Genomic DNA, 25,635 nt, shown 5'->3' on the forward strand with positions numbered 1-25,635 from the left:
TGTTGCTATTTCTAGGAGCCTGTCGGACTTGGGCGTTCGTTGCGAGTGCAAGGCTGGTTGGCGCGATGTTTACGCGAATGTGAGGCGAATAGTGATTCTGTTTACCAAAAAGTTGCGTAAAAAGAGCCAAATCCAGCTTTTCCGCAGTAGAGCAGACTTGAGCTAGACAGGCTCCCACACCAAGATACACAACAAGAAGTGAGGCTGAGCATGGCGAGAATCATCGTATTGGGCGCAGGCACTGGCGGTATGGCCGGTGCGTATGAAATTCGTGAGTTGTTGGGCAAGGGTCATCAGGTGACGGTGATTAATGAGCGGGAAGATTTCCAGTTTGTGCCGTCCAATCCCTGGATTGCTGTGCGCTGGCGCGAACGTCCTGAAATCAGTTTTCCGATTCGTCCTTATCTGGAGAAGAAGGGCATCGAGTTTATTGCGTCGTCGGTGACGGCGATCGAGCCGGATAAGAATAGCCTGACGTTGAAGGATGGTTCGCAGCAGTCTTACGATTATCTGGTGATTTGCACCGGGCCAAAGCTTAATTTTGCGGCTATCGAAGGTGCCGGGCCTCACGGTGGTTTTACCCAGTCGGTTTGTACGCTGGATCATTCGGAAGCCTGTCGTGACGACGTTGATCAACTGATAGATGAGCCAGGGCCGGTAGTGGTTGGAGCCATGCCGGGGGCTTCGTGTTTTGGCCCGGCGTATGAGTATGCTTTTATTCTGGAGACTGAATTACGCAAGCGTAAGGTTCGTGACCGGGTGCCGATGATGTATATTTCCAGCGAGCCTTATATCGGCCATTTGGGTCTGGGTGGGGTGGGCGATTCCAAGTCGATGCTGGAAAGCGAGTTGCGTAACCGCCATATCAAGTGGATTACCAATGCCAGCGTGACGCGGGTGGAAGCGGGCATGATGTATGTGGATGAGCTGAATGACGATGGTTCTCTGAAGCAGCAGCATGAGGTGCCGTTCAAACATTCGATGATGTTGCCGTCGTTTGTTGGTGTTGATCCGGTGGCTGAGGTCGAGGGGCTGGTGAATCCGAAAGGTTTTGTGATTATTGATGAGTTCCAGCGTAATCCGACTTGGAAGAATATCTTTGCGGCGGGTGTCTGTGTGGCTATTCCACCAGTGGAGGTGACGCCGGTGCCTACCGGTACGCCAAAAACCGGTTATATGATTGAGTCGATGATGACGGCGATCGCTCACAATTTGCATGCCGATTTGGAAGGCGGTGTTGCGGATGCAAAGGGTACTTGGGCGGCGATTTGTCTGGCCGATATGGGGGATACGGGGGCGGCGTTTGTGGCTATTCCGCAGATTCCACCGCGTAATGTGACCTGGTTTAAGCAGGGTAAATGGGTGCATCTGGCCAAGGTGGCGTTTGAAAAGTACTTTATTCGTAAAATGAAAACCGGTTCCAGTGAGCCTGTGTTCGAGAAGTACACGCTCAAGGCGCTGGGAATTAACCGTCTGAAAGATGACTGATGCCTATTTTCAGACAATGCGCATTAAGCGCAGGGTCTCGCTCCCTATCAAATAGCCGTCGTGGTGAGTCGTTGAGTTGAGTCGCGGTGATTTAGTCGCGGTAATTTAAAAGGTAGCGGCTATTGGCATCCTGCGAGGCGAATGATGGTTTTTGGGCCAGATAAGGCTATCAGCAATACTACTGCTGATAGCCTTTATTTTTTAACGGCTGTTTTATTCTTCGCCAAACAGCGAACAGTCGATGTAGTCGCAGAGGCAGTGAATCACCAACAAGTGGACTTCCTGTATGCGGGCAGTCACTGTCGATGGCACGCGGATTTCAACATCGTCTGTGGTCAGCAGTGAGGCCATATCGCCGCCGTCTTTTCCTGATAGGGCAATGACGGTCATTTCCCGTTCATGGGCTGCTTGAATAGCCTGCACTACGTTGGCCGAGTTACCACTGGTGGATATCGCCAGCAGAATATCGCCCTTGTTGCCCAGCGCCCGGATCTGCTTGGAAAAGATTTCGTTGTAGCTGTAGTCGTTGGCAATCGACGTCATGGTGGATGAGTCGGTGGTCAGAGCGAACGCGGGCAGCCCTGGACGTTCGCGTTCAAAACGGTTGAGCAGCTCGGAGGAAAAATGCTGGGCATCTCCGGCTGATCCACCGTTGCCGCAGCTGAGAATCTTGTTGCCACCGAGAATGGCATTCACCATCGTCTGACCGCCTCGTTCGATAAAGGGGGGCAGTTGCTCAGCGGCGAGCGCCTTGGTTTCAATACTGTTGCCAAAATGGCTGATGATGCGATCTTGCACGGTGGTTCTCCGTCATCAGAAGCCGACAATGGTAATGCATCAATCGGGATAAGACCAAGGCTCGAGGGTGAATTGATTATCAAATACAGCAAGATTCAGAAGGCGTTTTGTATCCAGTCGAATGTTACCGGGTCGCCACAGCCGGACAACACATCAAAACGGCAGTCTGGTAACGGTTGGGCATACTGCTGTTGCAGGTAGTGTTCGGCGGCCAGGCGCAGTTTCTGTTGTTTGCTGACGGTTACCGTTTCTGCCCCGGAGCCATAAGAATTCCGTTTGCGATAACGCACTTCGATAAATACCAGTACGTTGTTGTGGCGAAAGATCAGGTCAATTTCGCCGCGGCGAGTGTAATAATTACGGGCTTCAAATTCTAGCCCGTGTCCCCGTAAAAACTGTTCAGCCGCTGCTTCTATTTGCTGGCCCATGGCGCGGCGGGAAACCTGGTGAATGGCCATTGGAAGACTGCTACTGCTGACTCAGCAGTGCCGGGCGGCCAGAGCGGAAAATGGCGCATTCACTTTGCCGATGGATGCGGCGCTGGGCATCCAGTTGGATGCTCCCGGTCTCTCCATCAAGGCGGTTGTCCGGGAAGGCTTGCAGTTGCGGCAGGCGTGGTAACAGGCGATAGGCATCAACCCCCAGCGCATACAGGCGCAGATACGGCCCCTGGCCGCTGTCACTGTTTTTTTCTACCTGGTTGTAAAGCTGACCACCTTCCAATACCCAGGGCAGGTCGCAAAACCGGATGCCGTTCAGGTCGCGATCATGGTTGGGGTCGGGTTGGCCGCTGTAAACGTGTGAGGTGGCGTAAACGGGCAGATCACCAGCGAAGTTGAATGCCAGTGTTGGTTTGATCTGGCGCGCTTGCTGTGGCTGGGCAACGAGGAATACCCAGTCGACATCCTGACGGCGACGGGGTTCAAATTCGGTTGATTGACGTAATAACTGGCGCATTAGCCGATTGCGGCTAGCGCTGTCGTCGACGTTCAGCAGTGCCTTGATATCCGGGTTGTAATCGCTCTGGCTGGTGTAAAAACGGGTCTCGCCCAGTTCGCCGCCCAGTGCCAGCCAGTGATCCCGGAAAGCGGTAAAAATTCGCTCGCCCCAGGGGCCTTCAGGAATCATCACCAGTGCCCGGCGATGACCATCTGCCCAGGCTTGCTCGGCCACCTGAATAGCTTCATCTTCCGGGGCCAGGCCAAATTGATACAGATTAGCCGGTGTGCTGGCTTCGTTGTTGGGGCTTGGGTCACCATAGTTCAGCGCCAGTGTGGGAATCGCCAGTTCTGGGCGCTGTGCCAGCGTCACGACTTCTTGCTTGCTGACTGGCCCAACAATCCATTGAGCACCGGTCATTAGCGCTTCGGCGTATCCCTGATCGACCGATTCTGCCCCTTGGCTGTCGAGCATGGTGAGTTCTGGGGTCGCTTGTCCTTTTTCCAGCGCCTGATAATAGGCGGCCAGAAATCCGTCCCGAATTGCCTGCCCGGAAGCTGCCAATGGACCAGACAATGGCAACATGAGGGCAACACGTTCCGGGCGTTGGGCGGCAAGTGTCGACAGGTACGCCAGACTGCCCGGCAATTGGCGAGCAGCCGGGTGCAGCGGGTTACGGCTGCGCCATTGTTCCAATGCTGCGATTTGATCATCAAGGCTGAGGCCGGAATGTCGGGTCAGTATCGCCAGCTCTAGCCATTGCCCCAGTTCCGTGCCAGCATTTTGAGCACCCTTGTCCTTCAGTTCTTCCTCCGACATGGCCATCAACTGGTTCCAGATGCCTTCATGGTTACTGTTGGCCAGCGTGCCTTGCAGTACCGGGGCAATAAATACCCGTTCTCGCACTGCCGCGTAATGTTCTCCGCGCTGACCATACCAGGTAGCGCGCAGTAAACTGATACGGGCGTCCTGGGAGGACGTTGCCTGGTCTCGCAAGGACTGCAGTCGTTCAAGAGAATATTCGGCGCTGTCGGGTTGTTCGGACTTCAGTGCCAGCACGGTGGCGACCAGCAGCTGATCAATACGCTCGCTATTACTCAGCTGGCGTTGCTCCAGCTGTTGCAAATACTGGCTGGCGTTGCCAAACTCGCCCCTTTCAATCGCTGAACCCGCGCGTTGCAGCAGCTCGGCATTACTGACCTGAACAGGCTGAACGGCCTTTTCTGAGGTGTGTGGAGGAGCAGTAGCGCACCCGGCAAGACCTAACAGCATCACCGCTGTTGCGGTCGCCAAGAATTTCCATACCCCAGGTGTATTTCCCCGCATGAGCTCTCTTCCCGATTCTGTTAGCGCCACGCTGTACGTTGTGGCAACGCCAATAGGCAACCTGGCTGACCTGACCGAACGGGCCCGTCAGGTGCTGAGTGCCGTGAATTTAATTGCCTGCGAGGATACCAGACATACCCAGAGATTGCTCCAGCACCTGGGCCTGCGCAAGCCCATGTTATCGGTACACGATCACAATGAACGTGACCGTATTCAGCAGGTGATGGATCACCTGGATCAGGGCCGTGATATCGCTCTGGTATCCGATGCCGGTACGCCATTGATTTCTGATCCCGGTTATCCATTAGTACAGGCGCTGCGTCAGGCTGGCCACAAGGTGGTGCCGATTCCGGGGGCCAGTGCCATGATTACGGCGTTGTCGGCGGCCGGTTTGCCGACAGACCGGTTTACCTTTGAAGGGTTTTTGCCACATAAAAGCAGTGGCCGTAAAGAACGTCTGCGCGCCATTGTCCAGGACACCTGCACTCTGGTGTTTTATGAAGCCAAACACCGGATTCTCAATACCCTTGAAGATATGTCCGACGTGCTCGGTGATCAACGAGAAGCCGTGGTGGCGCGGGAGCTGACCAAAACCTTCGAGAGTTTTTATCGGGGCACCTTGATGGAGATTCACGCCCAGCTGTCCAGCCATGATGACCATCAAAAAGGTGAGTTTGTGGTGATGGTGACGGGGAATCCAGCGCCCGCACCGGCTTCTGAAATCGATACCGAACGGCTGTTTAAATTATTGTTGGCGGAGCTGCCGCCGAAAAAAGCAGCGGCGATCATTGCTGAATTGACCGGTGAGAATAAAAAAGAACTGTATCAAAAAGCATTGGGTTGGAAAGACGCCTGATCTGGCTGACAGTCCGCTCCAGCACCGAACCGGTGCGCTGCGGTTCTGCCGGTGTGCTGTATGACATTTTTATGATAGTCTCCGCGCCGGAGTCGGCCAGACAGTCGTCGCTTGTGTGTTTCGGCATACAGGGGGAGGAAAGTCCGGGCTTCAAAGGGCAGGGTGCCAGGTAACGCCTGGGAGGCGTGAGCCTACGACCAGTGCAGCAGAGAGCAAACCGCCGATGGCCCCTTTTTCTTGTAAAAAGGTGGATCAGGTAAGGGTGAAAGGGTGCGGTAAGAGCGCACCGCGCGTCTGGCAACAGTTCGTGGCACGGTAAACTCCACCCGAAGCAAGACCAAATAGGTTCCCTACAGGCGCGGCCCGCGCTGGGAACGGGTAGGTCGCTTGAGCCAGTGAGCAATTGCTGGCCTAGATGAATGATTGTCCAAGACAGAACCCGGCTTATCGGCCGACTCCTGTTATTTTAAAAACCCCACCGGCTGTGTCGGTGGGGTTTTTTTATGCTTCTTCTACCGGCTGACAGACGTCACGGGTCAGCAGCGGTAGGTTGTCAAACAGTTCCTTGATGCCTTCAGACCAGGCCAGGCGCACCTGATGGAACATTTTGTCGTCTTCCTGAAGACGGATCAGCCCTGGATTTTTCATGCCGCCCGTATGGTAGCAAACCAGATCCAGAGGCATCCCCACAGACAGATTGCTGCGCAGGGTGGAGTCCATGGAGATCAGACTGCAAAGCATGGCGCGATCAAGCGGTGTATTGAAGTTAATAATACGATCCAGTATCGGTTTGCCGTATTTGCTTTCGCCCACCTGAAAATAGGGGGTGTCTTCTCCGGCTTCAATAAAATTGCCTTGCGAATAGACGTTAAACAAACGGTGCGGTTCGCCCTTGATCTGCCCACTTACCAGCATGCTGCAGCTGAAATCAACACCTTGGGACTGCCCCTGATCGCGCTTGATCACTTCTCTTATGGTTTTGCCCACCAGCTCGGCGACATCAAACATGGTCGGCACATTCAGTGCGTGGCGTTCGGCGTTGCGTATGGTGGTTTGCAACAGCGTAATGACACTTTGGGTGGTGGCCAGATTGCCAGCACTTTGCAGGAAAATAACCCGCTCTCCCGGTACTTCGAGAACATGTAATTTGCGGAAGCTGGCGATATGGTCAACACCGGCATTGGTGCGGGAGTCGGATGTTAAAACCAGTCCGTTCTCGACTTTCAGTGCGACGCAGTAGGTCATGTTGCATGCTTCCTGTAAAAAGGCGATCTTTGCTGTACGCATACCCTTTGTGCACAGCGAGCGCCTGGTAAGATTGGCAGCCATTGTAATCGGCGAATATGTCGGGTCAATCACACAAGTGAACAGATTTACGGAATGCTACTCACCGTCCTGAAACAGGTGAACTCGTCTTAGCTGCAAGCAAGTTCAGTGAGTTATCTTGCTTGTAACAAAGGCAATCAAGGTGACCCGTTACACTCGGCATATTGGGTTCGGAGTTCGGTGCGATTGGTAAGTTAATCGTGGAGCGCCTTATTGCAAGCGTTATGCACCTTAGAGCCAAGTGTATCGATGGTAGATAATACCTACACGAAAAGCAGATCAACGCCCACATCCCAGACAACCAGTTCCGCAGCCATGATCCCAAGTTTGCTCATCAAAAAGAGAAATACGGCAAAATCTACCGAGCTACACCGACTGGATGAAACATCGAGTCGACAGCCCCCACGGCAAACAAATCTACAGCCACCGGATGTCCGTTGTCGAACCGGTATTCGGCAACATCGGCACCAACAAAAGACCGAACCGCTTCAGCCTGAGAGGAAAAATCAAAGTACAGGGACAATGGCAACTGTATTGCCTGGTGCATAATGTAGAAAAACTGGCGAAATATGGGCATCTAAGCCAGTAAAACAGAATCAATACAGCCTTAGAACAGGCAAGGAAAGCGATATGGTATTTGGCTTATAGACGACCAAAAGCTGAAAACACAGAATAAACAAATGGTGGCCGATAAAAAACTGGCAATCGAAAATAAATAACAGAGCACGAGCGGTTGGTGGGAAAAGCGGGTTAGAAACAGGTTTTTCTACAGGATTGTTATGCAATGCCATTAACTTAGCGAGTAGTTGACTTCAAAAACACTGACTTAAGTTAATGACATTACAGCCCATGATGCACAGCCTGATAGAAACCGCCAAAGCGAACGACCTGGAGCCTTACGCGTATTTACGGAGAGTGTTTGCCCAGTTGCCGTTATGCGAAAACGTGGAAGACATCGAAAAACTGCTGCCTGAGAATATGAAAGCAGCCGTTATTTAAATCGGTAGATGGGGTTGTTTGAGCGTTTAGTACGTCAGGATAAGCTGGCGTTGAATAAAGGGTGGAAGTCCCTGTGGGGTAAGAGCTAACCACTCGCCCCAGCCTCGAGCTATGCGCTTGTGCGGGTAACCTCACAAGTGAAGTGTTAGCAGAGGTGCTTGCAGGCTAGGTATTGAGCCACGCAATCAATTGTCCCGAGTGCTGATGCAGTTAAGCGATGCAGAAAGCAATATGTTATCCGCCGTTAGGGTAAGGCGGCTCGCAACTCGGCGGGGTCGTAGACCCTATGCATGCAAGTACATTCAACGTGCGGAACCTAAGAGATCCTGAACGATGTCTCTTCAAATTGAGCCTTGAGATAGTAAGTTGTGAATCGAAAACCGAGTAATACAATTTATCGAATCGCCAGGAAGTCGAACAAAACCATAGTACTGGAGAAGCTCGCGAACAATGCTTTTAGCTATAGTAAGCAGCGGAGTGGGTGGAGGGAAGGGTTTTGACTGAGAGGAACGCGAATGAGTTCGACCGTGGCCAGACGCAGAGCTGGAATCCCGCGATGTCAGGGCTTGCTTGCGTACGTCAAATCGCAAAGAAAGATAAGCAGCAATCATTCACGGCCTTGATGCACCATCTTACTCTGGATTTGCTCCGCCAGAGTTTTTATCAACTTAAGCGGCAGGCAGCGAAAGGGGTAGATGGCGTCAGTTGGTATCGCTATCAAGAGGAGCTGGAGAACCGGTTACTGGATTTACACTCGCGCATACAGCAGGACCGCTACAAACCAAAACCCGCACGGCGTGTTTACATTCCGAAGGGAAATGGCGAACAGCGACCGCTCAGTATTCAGTGCATTGAGGATAAGCTTGTGCAGCAGGCGGTAGTCACACTCCTCAATGAAATCTATGAAACCGACTTCAAAGGGTTTTCTTACGGTTTTAGGCCGGGACGCAGTCAGCATGATGCGTTAGATGCGCTCACCTACGGGATTTGTAAAAAGAAAGTGAATTGGGTGTTGGATCTGGATATACGTCAGTTCTTCGATACAGTAGAGCATGACTGGCTCATCCGAATGATTCAACACCGTGTACGAGATAAGCGACTGATTAAGCTGATTACTCGCTGGATTAAGGTGGGTGTAGTTGATGAGGGCGGCGCAAGGAGACCGACAAGCTGTGGTTTACCACAGGGAGCAGTCATATCACCTTTGCTATCCAATATTTACCTGCACTATGCGTTTGACCTTTGGAGTCACCAGTGGCGGAAAACGAGAGCAAAAGGCGAGGTGCTCGTTGTGCGCTATGCCGATGATGCCGTGCTGTGCTTTCAGGACAAATGGGATGCGAACGAGTATCTGGCGCGACTTCACCAAAGGCTCAATAAATTTGGTTTAGCCGTACACCCAGAAAAAACACGACTCATCCGATTTGGCCGCTACGCCAGGGAGCAGTGCGTGCGACGTAAAGAAGGGAAGCCGGAATCATTCGACTTTCTGGGATTTACGCATTACTGCACGAAGCGACGAAATGGTGAGTTTCAGGTGGGACGTAAGACCATCAGAAAGCGACTGGTAAATCAGATCAGTGCGGTGCAGCGTGAACTACGGCGACGAATGCATGAGCCCGTAGGCCTTTACCCTTAAATGGCTAAGGTCGGTGCTGACAGGGCACATGAACTATTACAGTGTGCCAGGTAATGGTCGGAGTGTTTCATTGTTCCATTATGAAATAGTGAACCGCTGGTTCAAAATACTTCGCCGTCGGAGTCAGCGTTTCACGCTTATTTGGGAGAGGTTCGGCCCTTGGGTCAGACGTTTGCTTCCGGCAGTACGCGTTGTTCATCCTTATCCAGAAATGCGATTTAGCGTTAAATACTCGAAGTAGGAGCCGTATGCGTTAGTAGCGCACGTACGGATCTGTACGGGGGGCATCGGGTGACCGGTGTTCCTACCGTGACCATAGAAATGTAGAGAATTTACTTCAAAGTAGCTATTGGGCGATGATTGTAGATCTACAAGAATTGGTAGCTATCAATGATTCGCTTCAAATTGAAAGAGTTAATCGCTGACAAATCCTTCAAGGAAGGACGACGCATCACGATTGAAGAAGTAGCTAACGCGACAGGCGTACACCGAACCACATTGTCGAAAATTGCGATACAGCACAACAACCGACGTGCTGGATGCGCTGTGTGAGTTCTTTGACTGTGAGGTTGGAGAGATTGCGGAGCGGGTGAGAAGTCTGGACTAGTTTGAAGTCTTATGCTCAAGTCTGATCGAAACTATGGAACGACAAAAAGTTTGAAATCAACATCTCTGAAAATCGTCGTAATTATCGCGACCTGTAATCGTCCAGAATTACTGAAGTCTCGCGCTCTGCCATCCATTGTTGGCCAAACGATTACTCCAGACTACCTCGTCATTTGCGATGACTCTGAATCCGATAACAAGGTAATCAATAGATCAATCGCCAACTCTATTTCCCCTTCTGGGTGTAGTGTCCTTTACCTCGAAAATCATCGAACCATTGGGGCTAGCGGCTGCTGGAACTCGGCCGTTGATCTGGTTGTGCGAGAATTTGGGAATACGTCGAATATCGTATTAGCCTTTCTGGATGATGACGATTCCTGGTCACCCGAGTATCTGGAAACTTGCCTGAACTTCATGAACTGCAATCAGCTGGATATGGTAGCTACCGGTATTCAAAGAATTGAAGGGTGGCAAGAATATCCAGTAAGTACATTGGCTCCCGATCAACTGAATCCAGATTTATTTATGGTGGGTAACCCTGGAATTCAAGGATCCAATCTCTTTCTAAAACTGGATTTGTTCCTGAAGGCAGGTTGTTTTGACGAATCACTAAGCAGTGCAACAGATAGAGATCTGTGCATTCGCATTGCTGATTTAGGTAACGTTCGCTACTCGGCAGTTCAAAGGTCACTGGTGCAGCACTACGCCGAGCCATCGCGTCCAAGGCTTAGTACCAAAGGATCTGAAGCAAAACTCAATGGGCTTACTCTGTTTTGGCAAAAATACTCGGGCAGAATGTCCCGAGAACAGCGAATAAAGTTCACCACAAGAGCCGAAGCACTCTTCAATTGGGAGGCTCCTCTATCAGGATCGTCACATAACCTGAGGGCAGCAAGTGTCAGTCAATCTTTTGAGACGGCACCTGAGTACAAACCAGGGACACTGATCGTTGGAATAATTTCATCTGAACCCGAGGTATTACTCCCGCTACTGCAGAACCTGAGCCATTTGAAGTCATGCGACAGCATCACTTCTCTGAAAGTGCTCTTACTGGATAACCATTGCCCAGTAGCAGCTTTGAGTTCGGTCACTCAACAGCTGTTGTCGCAAAATATGGATTTGACGGTTATTTCACCATCACAGTTCGAGACAGGTGCTCAGGAGGGGCTGTTTGGTAACAACCTGAAAATTCGGTTTGGAGTGCAGCAAAGTATTGCTGTCTCCAGAACCATGATTCAACGATATCTCGGTCTGGAGATGAATAAGTGCCCAGGAGCTATTGGCTGGCTGTTGGACGATGATATGCGCGTTGATGCCAGAGCGCTTCAGTACCTGCCATGGCTGCCCGCATTCAGAGATAATCGCATAGATGTGTTATTGGGCGCTTATGAGGGCTCTTCCCCCAATCCGCCATTGAATGGACTCAGAGTGCAGTTAATGGACCTTGTTCATAACCTGCAATGGCTGAATAGCTTGCCGCAAAATATCGCGCTGCCAGATAGAGCGACAGAAAATGTAGATATACGCAAGCAATTCCCCGACTACTACTACGACTTGTCTCGCAAGCACTCTGCTCATTTGGAAAAGCCTATGTGGCTTGAACCCGTTTACGAATATGAAACGGTTGCTGAGGCTCGTGCACGTCTAATTGCTGGGGCAACCGGTATTCTGAATGGAGATCCGCTGACCAGAGGCATTGTGGCCAAGCTCTGCAAAAATCCGATCATTGAAGCAGCGGAGTCGGTCAACCGAGGTGGATGTACGTTTGTCCTCAATCCTGATGCGCTCAACCTGACGCCCAATACCATTTTACAAATCGAAGGCAGGGATGCTCGCCGATCTGACATGATCTGGGCCGTTGTCAATCGCCACTATCGCGGCATGAACATTAAAGCGGTGAGCTTTCCTGTTCAGCACATTGGCCGAATTAACGTAACGCCATCAGTCAATGCCGATAAGGTTCTGGCTGAGGTTGTGGGATCTGCTCTTTATGCGGGCTTAACCAGCTTTCTGAAAGAGCACAGCAACCATCGGCTGAGGTTTACCGATCTGGAAATTGAACAAATATGCGAGCTTTCAACAGCAAGCATGAGCCAAAGGCTGGAGCTCCTGAAAATCAGCATGATGCGCATTCAAGGGCTTGCAGAGACACTGGATCATATCGATACTTCCAATGAGCTTTCAGAGCTTCACCAATATCTGAAAGATGACTTCAGTACTGAAAACATTCTCACCATCATTTCATGGGCAAGAAAACTATCGAAAGCCGATATTCAGACTTTTTTAGCTCACTTGACTCTGGAGGCCGACGACTATGCGGCCGCATCAAATCTGCAAATGACCAACATCCAATAAGGAAGTACAAGATGAAACTGGCACTGGACAATTGGTGCACTCTGCCCACCCCAATAGGCGATTTCCGAATGTATGACACAGGCCTAGAGGAAGTTAGTGTTATTTCTATGGGAGATATTCAGGCTGTCGGCTCCAAACCTTTGTTTCGCGTTCATTCCTCTTGCAAAGCCTCCGAGGTTTTCGGAGCACTAGATTGCGACTGTGCAGACCAGCTACGAGAAGCAATGAAGCTCATGGCCATTGAGGGCAGCGGTTTGATTGTTTATCAACATCAGGAAGGACGCGGCCACGGGCTTTCACTGAAGATTAAAGCCGTAAAAGCCATGGAACACGATGGGTTGGATACTGCAGAAGCATTTGAGAAATTGGGGCTGGAGCAAGATAAACGCAGCTACCCGGAAGCCGTTGCAGTTCTACAACAACTAGGAATAAACGAAGTTCGTCTCGTTTCCAACAACCCACGTAAAGCCGCGTTCCTTAATACCCATGGCATTCAGACTTCTGGTGTAAATACTCATCCGAACATTCGCCCTGAAAATGCCAACTACCTGCAAACCAAGAATGCAAAACTGGGCCACCAGCTCCCTCTGGACGACCAGCTTCAATCTGAGTCACCCATTCATTTTTATCACTCTGACCAGCCTTGGGGAGAGTTTTCCAATTTCTCGAAACACGCAGTATTTCTGAATGGCAAAATCTGGCCAACCGTAGAGCACTATTATCAAGCGCAGAAATTTTCTGATCCGATGCATCAGGAGCAAATTCGCTGCTGCTTGACGCCAATGAAAGCCAAAACGGCTGCCTACGAATTATCAGACCAGTATGGGCGAACCGACTGGGTCAATGTTCGTGAGCAGATCATGCTCCAGGCGCTCGAAGCCAAGTTTGAACAGCATCCGGATCTGGCCAATAAGCTGATGTCATCCGGTGACAGACAGCTGGTTGAGTTCACCGAAAAAGATGATTTCTGGGGCGATTCTGGCGATGGTTCAGGCCAAAACCGTCTCGGACAGCTATTGATGCAAGTTCGTGCTGAAATCAGACAGCAAAGCATTCACACAAAAGCTTTGGTCTAATTCTGCGTATGTGTGGAATCCTGTTGCTTAAAGGGCAGACGGCTATTAGCAGACTGCCAACACTGATGAATCGTATTCACCACCGTGGGCCAGATGATCAAAGCATATGGTCTGAAGGAGATACTGCGCTTGGGTTTGTTAGGCTCGCTATCAATGGAGATCTGATAGAAGGGCAGCAGCCGTGCGCTGACGGAGCTTTGGCCAGTGCATTTAATGGCGAAATCTATAACTTCAAGGATCTGGCACAGCGTTACGGTTTGGGCCATTACTGCAGTGACACCCTGATTATCTTGCCGCTTTTCCAACTGCTTGGCCCAGAGATTATCCATCAACTCGATGGCTTCTACTCCGGAGTTATTGTTAATAACGAAGCACAAAAAGTCGTTTGCCTGCGCGACCATATGGGTAAAAAACCACTGTTTTTCGGTTTCTCCGAAGGCGACCTTTTCATCACCAGCGAGCTAAAAGCACTGAATCACATCGATTGTTTTGAGCCACTGCCGATAGGTGTCTCTGAAATCGACCTGACCTCTGGCACAGTTACCCAAATCCTTGATCATCAAGCACAAGCAACCACTAACAACTTGAATGAACTTCTGCACAACGCCGTTCTCAAGCGCCTGCCTGATTCTGAACAGCCGCTAGGTCTTTTCCTGAGTGGTGGCTTGGACAGTTCTCTGATTGCCAGCATCGCCTCAAAATACAGAGACGATATCCATTACTTCACGTTGGGTACCGAAGAAGGGTCAGATCACCAAGCCGTTCAGACAGTAATTGAAGCCCTGAATTTGAAGAAGGTCACCTTCGTTCCATTGCCATCCAAATCAGAAATCCCAGCCCTGATTGAAAACATTGTGCTTGCCACCGAAAGCTACAACCCGTCCATCGTCAGCAACGGTCTGGCAACCTGGTTACTGGCACGTGCCGCAAGGCAAGCAGGTATCAAGGTTGTACTAACAGGAGAAGGTGCTGACGAACTGTTCGGTGGCTACCATCAGTTCAGCCAGACAGATCCATGGAGAGAAACGCGTCGCCAGCTCATTCAGGACATGCAGTTCACCGAATTACGCAGACTGGACATGGCCAGCATGGCTCATAGCATCGAAGCACGTTGTCCGTTTCTGGATGCCAAGCTCCGTTCACTGAGTGATCAGTTTGAATTCGAACAGTTTTACAGAAGTAACCAAAACAAGGTCTCTCTCAGAAGCAGCTTTGAAACCTACTTGCCAGAGAGCATTCTGCAACGCCGCAAAACCTCCTGTGATGTTGGCAGCGGTATTCGAGGCATGGTTGTTTGCCTGAAACGTAATGGACGATCAGAACGGGAGGAGCTGCGGGATATTTGGAAACAGCACTTTCCGTTTGATCACTCTCACCCATATTTCCATCAATACGCTGCATTCGATCGCTTCATCGACCAGCGCGGAGAAGAGCACAAGTGAGTGCTCCAAGAAGAGCTACATCAAGCCTCGAGGCTGCAGAGGCCTTGTTGTTACACCACTTTCGCACGCAGCCATTCCATAACCTAAATCTTCTGTACAACAACGGAAAGCCATTAGGTCTACCGGGCGGCACATGCTCCGATAAGGCACTCAGCTATCTAACTGATGCCAGAAAGCTTGGATTTGATGCACACCTTCATACGGCCTTTATGGGTGGTCAGGAAATCCATCGCCTGGCCAGACTTCATATCGATGGGGAAACCTACTTCGCAGATGTTGGTAATGGCTGGCCAGCCATCAAACTGATCCCGGCCTCTCGAAACATTGAGTATTCTTGCTTTGGGATGAGGTATAGAACCGAAGTAGATGGTGACTGGGTCAAAGTCTTCCATAAACGCCAGGGAAAAGAATCCCTGCAAATGGAGATAAAGCTTCAGCCTAGCCGCGAGGAAGATATTCTTGAGGATATCAAGGCCAGATACAGCTCCGGGATTAAATATCCCTTTTCCAACAGCGTTCGGTTCTCAGCCATAGTGGACAACAGCTTTCTGTTTTTGCGGGGAGAAAGCCTTCAGCTTTATGGTGCCGAGCATTTTCAGGTTGTCGATGGACTATCAGCAGAGTCGATTCCAGAAGTGCTTAAAAACCATTTCGGCCATAGCTATCCGGCCCCAGTACCTTCAGCAACGTAAACGCTCAAACAACCCCATCTAAAATCACTACTCAATTCATTCTAAGCTGTCTTCAAATTCTTCAACGAGACAGCTCATGACTAAATCCGAACAATGGCAGCAGCACATCAACCTTTGGCGTACCAGTGGTTTATCCCAGGTCGCCTTTTGCAAACAACACAACCTTGCTATGCATAACCTTCAATATTGGCGTAAACGTTTATCGCCCGGTTCTGAGCCGGTGGTGGACAAGCCAAAGGCTTTGATTCCAATCACCGTGACCTCACCCTCTCCGGCGCGGTTAAGGTTGGGTGCACAAGCCATCATTGAGCTACCAACTGAAGCCTTACCGGATCCGGTATTTTTCAACCTAGTTATCCGATAAACCATTAATCAGGCTGCCCTCTCCACAGCCTGTGTTTCTTTCTCTTTGAGTGGGTTCAAGGTCACCTTATCCTGCCAACGCAGATTGCGGATTCTCTTCTGGCTCCAACGTTCCGGGTGTTCTTTCATTGCCATTTCGCAGACGTGTTTTCTCTGTTTCAGAACCCGCTTGTCTTGCCCTTGATGGCGTTGCTCGGGCGTCACTAAGCGGATACCGCTATGGCGGTGTTCTTCGTTGTAATAGCGAGCAAACGTCAGCATCCATTTCCGTGCGTGAGCGTGTCAAAACCGCCTGACGGCCACTGCGGGCTGTATTTCAACGTTCGGAACAATGACTCAGAATAGGCGTTGTCGTTGCTGACGCGTGGTCGACTGTGGCTACTGCGGATGCCCCACTGTGTCAGCATAGTTGTCCGATGAATTTTTCATGTTAAAAACAACAGTGGGCGGCTGAAGGCACTTAACTTTGATCTCAGCGTAACCGCCAACAGTCATCACGTATCTATTGGATAACCCGTTTATCCCGGTGGGACACACAAAACAGACTGTGAAGGCCTCGTGCGGGCTTTTTTGTGGCTGTTGTTTGCCCAGGGGAAAACACGGCTAACGAGCCCGTGATATGAGAGAAGTTCAATAATTGTGAACTGCTTCTGATGAAGCCCCGATTTTATGAGAACAAATCGAGAGAGGAGCAACAGGCTCGATCATTAGTATTAATGGTTCGAATATTATCCCTGATGACACTTTGTAATCAGGATAAATCGCAGTCAGCCGGACTCAGGATTTGTTTGTCTTCTGACTAATGGAATGCCAAAAACACCAGGGAGGATGATATGAAGCTCTGCTTCCGTCTCACGTTCTGCATCACTATCGCGCTACTCAATTTATTCCCGCTTCATGGTTACGCGGGAGTGAGTCAGGGAGTCGATTGGTTAACCACCTCTCACCTGGAAGGTGGTGTTGTTAACGCGGATGGCAGCATTTCATCAGAATCCGGTTTAAGCGAGCCTTGGCAATCCACTGCCGAGGCACTGATTACCTTCAAGGTGCTGGCACAACCGGCAAACGGTGTGGTCGGGAATGGCCTGGCGTATCTGGATGGCAGCCATGCAGAAATAACGGAGTATCTGGTGCTGCAACAGCTGGCCAATTCGGCCAGTGCCGTCGATGACGCCGCTCTGGCGGACATTATCCATCGTCAGAATGAAGATGGTGGTGTGGGGGCTTTCCCCGGATTTGGCAGTGATCCAATCAGTACCGCGTTCGCTTTGCAGGCCCTCTCCCACGCTGGCATCGCCAATGATGCTTCGGAGATGATGGTGAGCTATTTGTTGCAACAGCAGAACAGCAACGGTAGCTGGTCTGTGCTGGATAACCCGAATCGCATCGAGACGACAGCGCTGGTTGTGAATGCCGTCTGGCGCTATCGGCATATTTATCAAACGGGAGATGCGCTGGAGAGCGGTGTGGTCTGGCTGGCAGGACAGCGGGATAGCAGCTTGTTATGGCCAGAAATCGAAGCCTCGGCACTGGCTTTATCAGCGATTTTGAACGTTGAAACCAATCGCACCCCGTATCTGGAATCCTTTAACCGTTTTGCCGATTTGCAATCCTCCAATGGCAGCTTTAACGACGATGTGTATCTGACGGCTCTGGCGCTACGGGTTCTGGACGCAGCGGCAAAACCGGCTCCGGATGACATTGTGCTGTCTGGCCGGATCGTCGATGGCGACACCGGAGCGCCGCTTTCCGGTGCGCTGATCCAACTCTCCGGCGCTGCTTCTGAGTCCTATGTCTCGGATGCCAGCGGTGAGTTTCAGCTGAACAATCTGACGGCAGGCAATTATCAGATTCTGGTATCTCTGGGTGGCTTTGGTGAGCTGACCCAGAATACGTTTTTGGCTCAGGGAGACAGAGCGAATCTGGGGGATGTTCAACTATCCCGCATCATGATGAACCCGGATACCGGTGAGCCGCTCAGTATCGGTGTTGTGCGTGGCGCGATTACGGACCGAGCCAGTGGTGAGCCGTTGGTCGGGGTTTCTGTCGCCATTGCCGGTACGGCTCTGGCAACCACGACCAATGCCTCAGGTGAATATCAGCTGACGTCTGTGCCAGCAGGGTCGTTGCAGTTAAGTGCCAGTCTCACCGGTTATCGCCCGGCCAGCGGGTCGGCCAGTTTGTCATCCGGGCAAACCCTGATTTTCTCTCCTTCTCTGATGCAACAAGAAGAGCCGAAAGGCGTGTCGTTGCAAGGTCAAGTCAGCGAACGTGATTCGGGGATGGCGCTGGAAGGTGCCCGGGTTCAGATCACGGATGCTTCCGGGCAGTCTCAAACTCTGGTCACTGATGCCAATGGCCATTATTCCGCTAATGAGTTGACGGCTGGCACGGTGAGTATTTTGACAACGCTGGATGGTTATCACCCGGTCTCGGTTTCCACTATTGCTGAAGATGGTGCCAATCTGGATTTCTCGCCAAAACTGGATTTACTGGATCAGGAGCCAGGGGTTTCTGTCGGTGGTTTGAACGGGACCGTCATTGATGAGATTACCGGGCGTGGCATCGCTGACGTTCAGGTGCTTCTGACAGATGCTTCAGGTCAGTCCTTGTTGGCAAGTACAAACGCCGATGGCGAGTTTGTATTTGCCGATCTGCCGCCTGACAGCTTTACCATTTCACTGGATGCGGTGGATTACCAACCGGTATCCGTTTCGGTTGATATTCAGGCCGACCTGATCACCAATCTGGGAGAAGTGACTCTTCGTCCATCCAATACTTCGCTTTTGGCGAACCTGTCCGGCTCGGTACTGGATGTCCGCTCCCGTCAGGCGCTGGAAGGCGCAGTGATTTCGGCCAGAGAGGCTGCAACCGGCTCGCTGACTGAGGTGATGAGCGATACCCAGGGGCGATTCATGCTGAATGTCGCCGCGGAAGGCGAGTATACGATCACGGTCAGCTCCACGGATTATGTCTCGCAAACCTTCAGTATTGTGGTCTCTGACAGTGGTGAACTGGATCTGGGCGAAATTCGATTGCGCCAGCCGGGAGTCGACGCATTGTTGGCCGACCTGGCGGTGGCGGAACTGGATATTGGTCAGTTGCAATCCAGCCAGACGGATTTCTCGGTATCCGGAGCGATATCCGGTGTCATCGTTAACCGGGGCAATATTCCGGTGTCTGTTCCTCTGGACGTGGTGGCGTTTGAGGATGTCGATCGTGATGGCAGCTTCACCGCCGCCGACACCTTGCTTGGATCTGCCACGCTGGAGCTTGATCAGGGAGCCGGACTGGCAGTGGATCAGTCGATGGCTTTCTCAATCAGTCTGGATGGCATTCAGTCTTTCCACGGTGCTCCCGTGACTGTTTTGGTCGATGCCAGCAATGTGCTCGCCGAGTTGTCCGAAACCAATAACCTGAGCAGAACGGCGGGCCTGTGTAGCAATCAGCAAGAAGGCCCGAGTCTGGATCTGTCGCTGTGTATGGATTCGTCGGGCAGTGTCAGCTCGTCTGAGTTCCGCTTGCAGCTGGAAGGTACGGCTCTGGCTATCGAGAACGAGAGCATTGTGCCGCGTGATGGCAGTGTTCGTATCTCCGCTATCCAGTTCTCCAGCAGCAGTTCGGTTGAACTGAGTCCAACCATTATCGAGCAGGACAACGCGGAAGATATTGCCGATGCGATTCGGGCTATTCGCAAGCGAGGTGGAGGAACCTCCATTCATAGCTGTATTGATACCGCCAATAGCCTGATCTCTGCTGCGACACCGGCCAGTGCCCTGCAAGTGATTGATGTCTCGACCGATGGCTATTCCAGTAAAAGTTATGCCGTAGCGGCGTCTGAGCGTGCCATGAGTGCGGGCATTGATGTGCTCAACTCGATTGGTGTCGGGAGCGGGGTGGATCGTGATCTGCTGGATAGCATTGTTTTCCCGCAGCCTTCCGGCGGTGATCGCGGCTTTGTGATTACGGTGAGTGGCTACCAGGAATACATTGATGGCATTGCGACCAAAATCCAGCGTGAAACCCGCATTCTGGATCTGACGGTGGGCGGATTGACACTTACCGACCATGGCAGCGGCAATCCGGCGACAGCCAGTGTGACCATTGGTAATGGTGGTTCTGGTGACATTACCAATACGGTTTTGATTCGTATCTATGATGGCCTGCCTGCACAGGGTGGCCAGTTGTTGTCAGAACAAACCCACACGACTGGCCTGCAATCCGGAGAAAGCGCTCAGGTCACTATCGACGGGATTATTCCCGACAATATGACATCGACTGAACTGGTGGTTGAGGTCTCGCTGGAAGGTGGTTCGGCAGAATGTAATCTGGCTAATAACCGTCAGCAGGTGGCGGTGACTTCATTGCTGGGTGAAATCGGTTTGAGTCTGGATGGCAGTGTGTTTGGCTCGGCGACAGACGTTGGCCTGATGACCGCTGTGAGCAATACCGGTGCTCTGGAAGGGAATTACATCGCTGATCTGCGGATTCTGGATGAGGCCGGTATTGAAGTGGCATCACTGGGTTCCTTTGAGGTTAATGCGCTGATTCCGGGTGCTGTCGTCAACTTCAGTGATGTGTGGAATACCGGGACTGTTATCAGCGGTACTTATAGCGCCTGGGCGCGCTTGTCTGATCGTGATGGCAAGGTTCTGGATACGGCCACAGCCCGTTTTGTGATCAGTGATCTGGTCAATCCGGATGGCACCTCAAACGGTGCGCTCGCGGCAGCCTTGAGAGCGACAACGGATCGCCCTTTCTATCACGTGGATGATCGGGTCGAGCTGTATGCACTGACGGAAAATATGACTTCTATCCATCCGATTGCCAATGCCGAGCTGCAAATGCGGGTGCTGGATGAGAGTGGTGTGGAAGTGTTTGGCGAGACAGTGGCTTTGCCATCGCTGGTTCCGGGGCAGGTTGAAAATACCCTGAGAGGTCTGGATCTGGTTCAGGCGACGGAAGGGGTATACCAGTATCAGCTGACGCTTCTGGATGATACCGGCGCGGTCATGATGAATGCGGCTGCCAGCTTTGAAGTGCTGAATGATATGAATGCAGCGATTCGAGGGGCTGTCTCCGTTCAGTCTGCAGAAATCTATCAGGGGGATGCCCAGGCCTGTACTTTTGTTACATCCAATACCGGCACTCAGGATCTGCAGGGGCTGGCGCTGGGTTATCAGGTGCTGAATGTAGATACCCAGGTGACGGTATCTGAGGACGCTGCTTCTGAAGATCTGGTGGCTGGCGGCAGTACATCCCGGCTTGAAACCTATTTCACAGCAGATCTTGCTCCGGGCAACTATGCCTGTGTGCTGGAAGTGACTCTGGATGGAAGCTCCCGTGCGCTGGCATATGAGCAATTTGTGATTCTGGAAGCGCCAGATACGATTGTTGCGGATTTGCAGGTGGCTGCATCAGCGGAATTACTGGTGTTTGCTGACGCACTGCAAGAAACCGAAACTCCGCTTCAGAACGCTCAGCGAGAGGCGCTGGAAGCCTTGCTGGAAAATCGCAGTTATACACTGGTGGATACTGTCGAGGCATTCGAAACGGAACTGCTATCCGGCCGTTATCGCCAATACCTGTTATTGAACGAGTATCAAGCTCTGGATGCATTCCAGTCTGGCTTGCTGCGAGAAGCCGTTAATCGGGGGGATGGACTGGTCTTCGCCAGTGGTCGTGCTCCGGTCGAAGCATCCTTGTCTGAACTGCTGGGCCATGAACCGTTAGCAACCGGCTGTCGCGGAGAGGCGACTGTCGCGGATCGTCCATTAACTGATTTCCATATCATGGATGTGGGCACGGTGCAGATGAATCAGACCATTCGTGGTACAGGGGAAGACGATTACATCAGGGTATCCGGTGCGGTCCGTAATGCTGGCAGCATTTCGGGTGGTGAGGGTGACGATGTGATTCATCTGTCTGGTTGGGATGATGCCAGTAACACCTCTGTGACCGGTGACGGTGGCTACAACGTGCTGCTGTTGAACGAAGTCGTGGTGAGCCAGCATCAGCCAGGCGGCACGAACGCCGGAACCGTTGAATTCATCAGCGGGGGCCGAGCGGTTTACAACAACTTCCAGGAAGTGCGCATTATTCCGGCAGAGTCTGATGATGGGTGTGTCGAGTCGGCTGGTGATACCACTTCCGTGGCGGACAGCTCCGGCACGATTGCTGACCGCCCTCTGGCAGAGTTCAACATCATGGATGTCGGCACTGTACAGATGAATCAGACCGTTCAGGGGACTCAGGCCGATGATTACATCAAGGTCTCTGGTGCGGTCAGAAACGCGGGCAGTATCTCCGGAGGTGACGGTGACGATGTGATTCATCTGTTTGGCTGGGATGATGCCAGCAATACCTCGGTAACCGGTGATGGTGGTTACAACATTCTGGTGCTGAACGAGCAGATCGTCTCCAGATACGAAGCAAGAGGAACCGGTTCTGGCATCGTTGAATTCCATAGCGGTGGTCTGGCGGTTTATAACAACTTCCAGCAAGTCATATTGGGGGATGTTGTGGGGAGTTGTCAGGGAGCCTCGTCTGATGCCGGTGCGGCTATTCGGGCGAATGGCGTGCGCTTGCTGGAATCCCCTGTGGCAACCGCTGGTGATGTCCTGTTTGGACTGGAACGGTCACTGCCGCGCATCACCCTGACCCGGGCAACCCTGGCCGGTATTTTCCTGAATCCTGAACTGGCCACATCCAGTGATACGGGCTGTTCTGACGATGAGCTGGCGGATGTACCGGCTGTAACGCTCTCGGATTATGGGTTGGGCAAGGCTGTCTTTGTTGGCTATGACCTGCTGGCGGAAGCGACTCAGACTGGCGTTGAGGCATCTGTAAATCCACATGCAGATCTGCTGATCAATAGCCTGGACCACACTGCGCCAACGACTCAGAACCTGCACGCCGGGCAATCGGTCGCCATTGAGTTACGGCTGGACAATCGGGGCCGCGCCAATCAGTTACAAGCGCGGTTGCTGTGGCCTGCCGGTAGTTATGTGCTGGATAACCTGCCATCTGCTGCAACACAGGGTGAGCAGGTGACCTGGTCATTGCCTCTTGCAGATAATGAGCAGCAAACGCTGACCAGCCGTGCCATTCCAGAGTACAGCGCTGCCAGTGCCGAGGCGGATGCCGCACGGATCCAGGCTGAAATCTATCTGGATGGCGCTTCAACTCCTGTTCAGGCAGTGGAGCTGACACTGGAAACTCCGGTGACCGCGGATCTGGCCACGATTCAGCATAACCTGCTTGCCTTGCAAGGAGCCGAGAGCGATCCGGAGATTCTGCAACAGCTTGAGCAAGCTCAGGCCAGTTTGCAGGCCGCTGCGGATCAGCAGGCACAAGGAAATTTGCAAGCGGGCATCAGCGGGCTGCTACACATGACTGCTGATCTGCAAGCCATTGATCAGGACGAGGTCGCCGCGCTGCGTTTGCAGGTGGATGAGCTGCTCTGGTTATGGAGTCAGCAGCTCAGTCACAGCACCTCTCAACCATGATGTCCAACGGCCTTGAACGTCGGATTGAAGTGCTGCACTGCAGTCATGCTGCACCAGCGCTTCGCCCCGGTATCACGGCAGGCCTTTTGGCTGAGCCAGACACCGGACAGATTTAACCCATCGTCTTCAATCCTGTTGGCAGTGTATGAATGCCAACACGAAATGGAATTTCGTTATGAACCCAGAAAATACTTACTCATCAGCATCTACTCATGTTTGGGAGAGCAGCAGCCACCGGGACTCTGCGACGTTGCGTGGCATCGCCCGATTGATGCTGCTGGTGTTTCTGAACGCCGTTGTGTGGCCATCCTGGGCGGTTGCAATTGAAATTGATCATCAACAGCAGCTGGCGGCAGAACGTGAATGGGATATCAATAACCAGCAGCTGCATCAGGTGCTGGGAAATCTGCAAGATCACATCCGTAGCAAGCGCCAGGAAGTGGTGGATGAAATCAACGCTGATCAGGGATTGATTGCGGAGCTGCTGACTTTTCTGGGATTTGGGGCCGATGCCATTGTCGACGAACCCAGTCGTCGCTTCCTGCAACGCTTGCAGGCTTTCTATGAACAGACCCGAGGCTCTCTGGAGCAAGAAGCCCGTTTGTTGAAAGAGCAGGATGTGCCAGAGGAAATTCTCCAGCGTCAGAAAGCCATGAGTGAACAAATCATGGCGCATTACGATGAAGTGTTATCCAAACTGGCTGATGTGTTACTCGATCAATCTCTGGTCGAACAGGCCGATAAACTGGACGCCTTGGATGCGGTGCTGGAATCGCTCTCGACCCGAAAGGCACGAGATCCTTTCGATCCGAACAAACTGCCCTGGGGAACACCAGACCCCAAACAGACACCGGCTCCGGCCCAGTCTGCTGATCAACTAAGCCAGCGGTACGAACTGCCGTTATTCGAAACCGGCCCATTGCTTGCGGCGAACGTTATTACGCCCGATATGCTCGGCAACCCCGGAGGCCCAACCCAGGCCGATCTGGACGGCACGCTTGATGCGCCTCTGAGTGACGCAATCCGGGCCAAAGCCGAAGAGCTCAACCATGATCCCGTCGCCATCTATCAGTGGGTACGCAATAACATCGAATTTATTCCCAGCTTTGGCTCCATTCAGGGAGCGGAATACACGCTGGAATACAAAAAGGGCAACGCCTTTGATACTGCCAGCCTGCTGGTTGCTTTGCTGCGAGCTGCCAATATTCCGGCCCGTTATGCCTTTGGTACCGTGAGCATCCCCGCAGAAGAAGTCATGAACTGGGTGGGCAACGTTAAAAATACCGATGCGGCAGGCAACCTGATGGGGCAAGGCGGGATTCCCAATGTCGGTTTGATCCGTGGTGGCCAGGTGACTCATTTCCGTCTGGAGCATGTCTGGGTTGAAGCCTGGATCGACTACCTGCCCAGCCGTGGAGCCAAACACCAGCGCGGTGATACCTGGATTCCAATGGATGCCAGCTTCAAGCAATACGATTATCAGGAGGGTATGAACCTCGCCGAAGCAGTGCCCTTTGATGCTCAGGGACTCGTGGATGAGATCGAGCAAAATAGCACCATCAATGAGGCTGAAGGTTGGGTACAGGGAGGATCAAATACCGCTGTAGAACAAGCGTTGGAAACGTATCAGGCACAATTGCAGGCGTATATTGAGAGCCAGAACCCGGATGCCACCGTTGGTGATGTATTGGGCAGCTCCAGTATCAAGAGTGTGGTGCAAGCGCCTCTTGCCGCTGCATTGCCGTATGAGCTGATGACTCGTAAACTGGTGTCATCGGAATTGAGTAACAGTCAGCGCTGGAAATTCAAATACTCACTGGGCACCAGCCTGTATGGCCGGATGGGTAGTACGATGTTGACGATCAACAAGCCAACGGTAGAACTGGCCGGTAAAAAGCTGGCGCTCTCGTTTGCCCCTGCAACGGATGCCGATGCTGAAACCATCGCCAGCTATCTGCCGCAGCCAGATGAAAACGACAATATCGATCCTGCGGATATTCCCGATACGCTACCGGGATACCTGATTCACCTTAACGGCGAATTCAGTATTGGTGACGAAGTCGCAGCGACGACTTCATCTCTTACCATGGGAACCGAACTGCTGTCTGAAATGGGGTACTGGCAACCGGGGCGTGGCTGGAAAACCACCACTAACCGCCCGGTCGCTGGTGAATATCGAGCCATTGCGCTGGATCTGCAGGGGATTAGCCCAACTCAGGCAG

General features: G+C 52.1%; 16 protein-coding genes, 1 other RNA gene and 2 pseudogenes. 14 read left to right on the forward strand and 5 right to left on the reverse strand.

The window, feature by feature from the left end; all coding sequences use genetic code 11:
* Positions 1-210: 210 nt before the first annotated feature.
* Entirely contained in the window at positions 211-1,488 is a 1,278-nt protein-coding gene (locus WG929_RS15550; RefSeq protein ID WP_416206808.1) for an NAD(P)/FAD-dependent oxidoreductase, read from the forward strand.
* Positions 1,489-1,701: 213 nt separating this feature from the next.
* On the opposite strand, the gene WG929_RS15555 is transcribed toward WG929_RS15550, so the two are convergent.
* The 3 genes from WG929_RS15555 to WG929_RS15565 all read right to left on the reverse strand — a co-directional run bounded on the left by WG929_RS15555 (position 1,702) and on the right by WG929_RS15565 (position 4,551).
* Positions 1,702-2,286: a phosphoheptose isomerase gene (locus tag WG929_RS15555; protein WP_369854975.1), complete on the reverse strand. Its 585-nt coding sequence runs from the start codon at positions 2,284-2,286 to the stop codon at positions 1,702-1,704.
* Between the two features lie 95 nt (positions 2,287-2,381).
* A complete protein-coding gene (locus WG929_RS15560) occupies positions 2,382-2,744 on the reverse strand; it encodes a YraN family protein (RefSeq protein ID WP_416206809.1) in 363 nt (120 codons plus the stop codon).
* A 10-nt stretch (positions 2,745-2,754) separates the two neighbouring features.
* Positions 2,755-4,551 carry a penicillin-binding protein activator gene (locus WG929_RS15565; protein WP_416206810.1) on the reverse strand — a complete coding sequence of 599 codons (1,797 nt, stop codon included), beginning with the start codon at positions 4,549-4,551 and terminating at the stop codon, positions 2,755-2,757.
* On the opposite strand from WG929_RS15565, the gene rsmI reads away from it, so the two are divergent.
* Both rsmI and rnpB read left to right on the forward strand, forming a co-directional pair.
* Positions 4,550-5,407 carry a 16S rRNA (cytidine(1402)-2'-O)-methyltransferase gene (gene rsmI, locus WG929_RS15570; protein WP_416206811.1) on the forward strand — a complete coding sequence of 286 codons (858 nt, stop codon included), beginning with the start codon at positions 4,550-4,552 and terminating at the stop codon, positions 5,405-5,407. The genes WG929_RS15565 and rsmI overlap by 2 nt on opposite strands.
* Positions 5,408-5,495: 88 nt before the next feature.
* An RNA gene (gene rnpB / locus WG929_RS15575) (RNase P RNA component class A) lies at positions 5,496-5,870 on the forward strand.
* 38 nt (positions 5,871-5,908) lie between these two features.
* On the opposite strand, the gene WG929_RS15580 is transcribed toward rnpB, so the two are convergent.
* Positions 5,909-6,652, reverse strand: coding sequence for a proteasome-type protease (locus WG929_RS15580; RefSeq protein ID WP_416206812.1), 744 nt, complete (start codon positions 6,650-6,652; stop codon positions 5,909-5,911).
* A gap of 341 nt (positions 6,653-6,993) precedes the next feature.
* On the opposite strand from WG929_RS15580, the pseudogene WG929_RS21340 reads away from it, so the two are divergent.
* The 9 genes and pseudogenes from WG929_RS21340 to tnpA all read left to right on the forward strand — a co-directional run.
* A pseudogene (locus tag WG929_RS21340) lies at positions 6,994-7,322 on the forward strand (transposase); the annotation flags it as partial.
* Between the two features lie 245 nt (positions 7,323-7,567).
* Entirely contained in the window at positions 7,568-7,732 is a 165-nt protein-coding gene (locus tag WG929_RS15590) for a transposase domain-containing protein (protein WP_416206814.1), read from the forward strand.
* A 496-nt stretch (positions 7,733-8,228) separates the two neighbouring features.
* Positions 8,229-9,371 (forward strand): group II intron reverse transcriptase/maturase, encoded by a 1,143-nt coding sequence (gene ltrA / locus WG929_RS15595; RefSeq protein WP_416206815.1) that lies wholly within the window; start codon positions 8,229-8,231, stop codon positions 9,369-9,371.
* Positions 9,372-9,879: 508 nt separating this feature from the next.
* A complete protein-coding gene (locus WG929_RS15600; RefSeq protein ID WP_416206816.1) occupies positions 9,880-9,978 on the forward strand; it encodes a helix-turn-helix domain-containing protein in 99 nt (32 codons plus the stop codon).
* Positions 9,979-9,989: 11 nt separating this feature from the next.
* Positions 9,990-12,332, forward strand: a complete 2,343-nt coding sequence (locus WG929_RS15605) for a glycosyltransferase family 2 protein (protein ID WP_416206817.1) — start codon at positions 9,990-9,992, stop codon at positions 12,330-12,332.
* Positions 12,333-12,343: 11 nt separating this feature from the next.
* The gene (gene ybiA, locus WG929_RS15610; RefSeq protein ID WP_416206818.1) at positions 12,344-13,408 is read left to right on the forward strand and encodes a riboflavin biosynthesis intermediates N-glycosidase; all 1,065 of its coding nucleotides are present in this window, start codon (positions 12,344-12,346) and stop codon (positions 13,406-13,408) included.
* A gap of 8 nt (positions 13,409-13,416) precedes the next feature.
* Positions 13,417-14,850, forward strand: coding sequence for an asparagine synthetase B family protein (locus tag WG929_RS15615; RefSeq protein WP_494517115.1), 1,434 nt, complete (start codon positions 13,417-13,419; stop codon positions 14,848-14,850).
* Positions 14,847-15,542, forward strand: a complete 696-nt coding sequence (locus WG929_RS15620) for an arylamine N-acetyltransferase (protein WP_416206820.1) — start codon at positions 14,847-14,849, stop codon at positions 15,540-15,542. Before WG929_RS15615 ends, WG929_RS15620 begins: the two co-directional genes overlap by 4 nt.
* 76 nt (positions 15,543-15,618) lie before the next feature.
* Positions 15,619-15,906 carry an IS66 family insertion sequence element accessory protein TnpA gene (gene tnpA / locus WG929_RS15625; RefSeq protein WP_416206821.1) on the forward strand — a complete coding sequence of 96 codons (288 nt, stop codon included), beginning with the start codon at positions 15,619-15,621 and terminating at the stop codon, positions 15,904-15,906.
* 8 nt (positions 15,907-15,914) lie between these two features.
* Here tnpA and WG929_RS15630 read toward each other — a convergent pair.
* Positions 15,915-16,297: pseudogene (locus WG929_RS15630) on the reverse strand (integrase core domain-containing protein); the annotation flags it as partial.
* Positions 16,298-16,738: 441 nt separating this feature from the next.
* Between WG929_RS15630 and WG929_RS15635 the strand changes: the two are divergent.
* Positions 16,739-23,413, forward strand: a complete 6,675-nt coding sequence (locus WG929_RS15635; protein ID WP_416206822.1) for a carboxypeptidase regulatory-like domain-containing protein — start codon at positions 16,739-16,741, stop codon at positions 23,411-23,413.
* A gap of 175 nt (positions 23,414-23,588) precedes the next feature.
* The coding region (locus WG929_RS15640) for a transglutaminase-like domain-containing protein (protein WP_416206823.1) at positions 23,589-25,635 on the forward strand (2,047 nt) is incomplete at its 3' end.

The sequence above is a fragment of the Oceanobacter antarcticus genome, from assembly GCF_044962685.1.
Lineage (GTDB): Bacteria > Pseudomonadota > Gammaproteobacteria > Pseudomonadales > Oceanobacteraceae > Oceanobacter > Oceanobacter antarcticus.

Bases quoted from the DNA above. Each gene is read 5' to 3' on its own strand.
- WG929_RS15550 (WP_416206808.1), top strand. From the start codon at position 211: ATGGCGAGAATCATCGTATTGGGCGCAGGCACTGGCGGTATGGCCGGT.
- WG929_RS15635 (WP_416206822.1), top strand. From the start codon at position 16,739: ATGAAGCTCTGCTTCCGTCTCACGTTCTGCATCACTATCGCGCTACTC.
- ybiA (WP_416206818.1), top strand. From the start codon at position 12,344: ATGAAACTGGCACTGGACAATTGGTGCACTCTGCCCACCCCAATAGGC.
- WG929_RS15580 (WP_416206812.1), bottom strand. From the start codon at position 6,652: ATGACCTACTGCGTCGCACTGAAAGTCGAGAACGGACTGGTTTTAACA.
- WG929_RS15590 (WP_416206814.1), top strand. From the start codon at position 7,568: ATGACATTACAGCCCATGATGCACAGCCTGATAGAAACCGCCAAAGCG.
- WG929_RS15565 (WP_416206810.1), bottom strand. From the start codon at position 4,551: ATGCGGGGAAATACACCTGGGGTATGGAAATTCTTGGCGACCGCAACA.
- tnpA (WP_416206821.1), top strand. From the start codon at position 15,619: ATGACTAAATCCGAACAATGGCAGCAGCACATCAACCTTTGGCGTACC.
- WG929_RS15605 (WP_416206817.1), top strand. From the start codon at position 9,990: ATGCTCAAGTCTGATCGAAACTATGGAACGACAAAAAGTTTGAAATCA.
- WG929_RS15615 (WP_494517115.1), top strand. From the start codon at position 13,417: ATGTGTGGAATCCTGTTGCTTAAAGGGCAGACGGCTATTAGCAGACTG.
- rsmI (WP_416206811.1), top strand. From the start codon at position 4,550: ATGAGCTCTCTTCCCGATTCTGTTAGCGCCACGCTGTACGTTGTGGCA.
- WG929_RS15560 (WP_416206809.1), bottom strand. From the start codon at position 2,744: ATGGCCATTCACCAGGTTTCCCGCCGCGCCATGGGCCAGCAAATAGAA.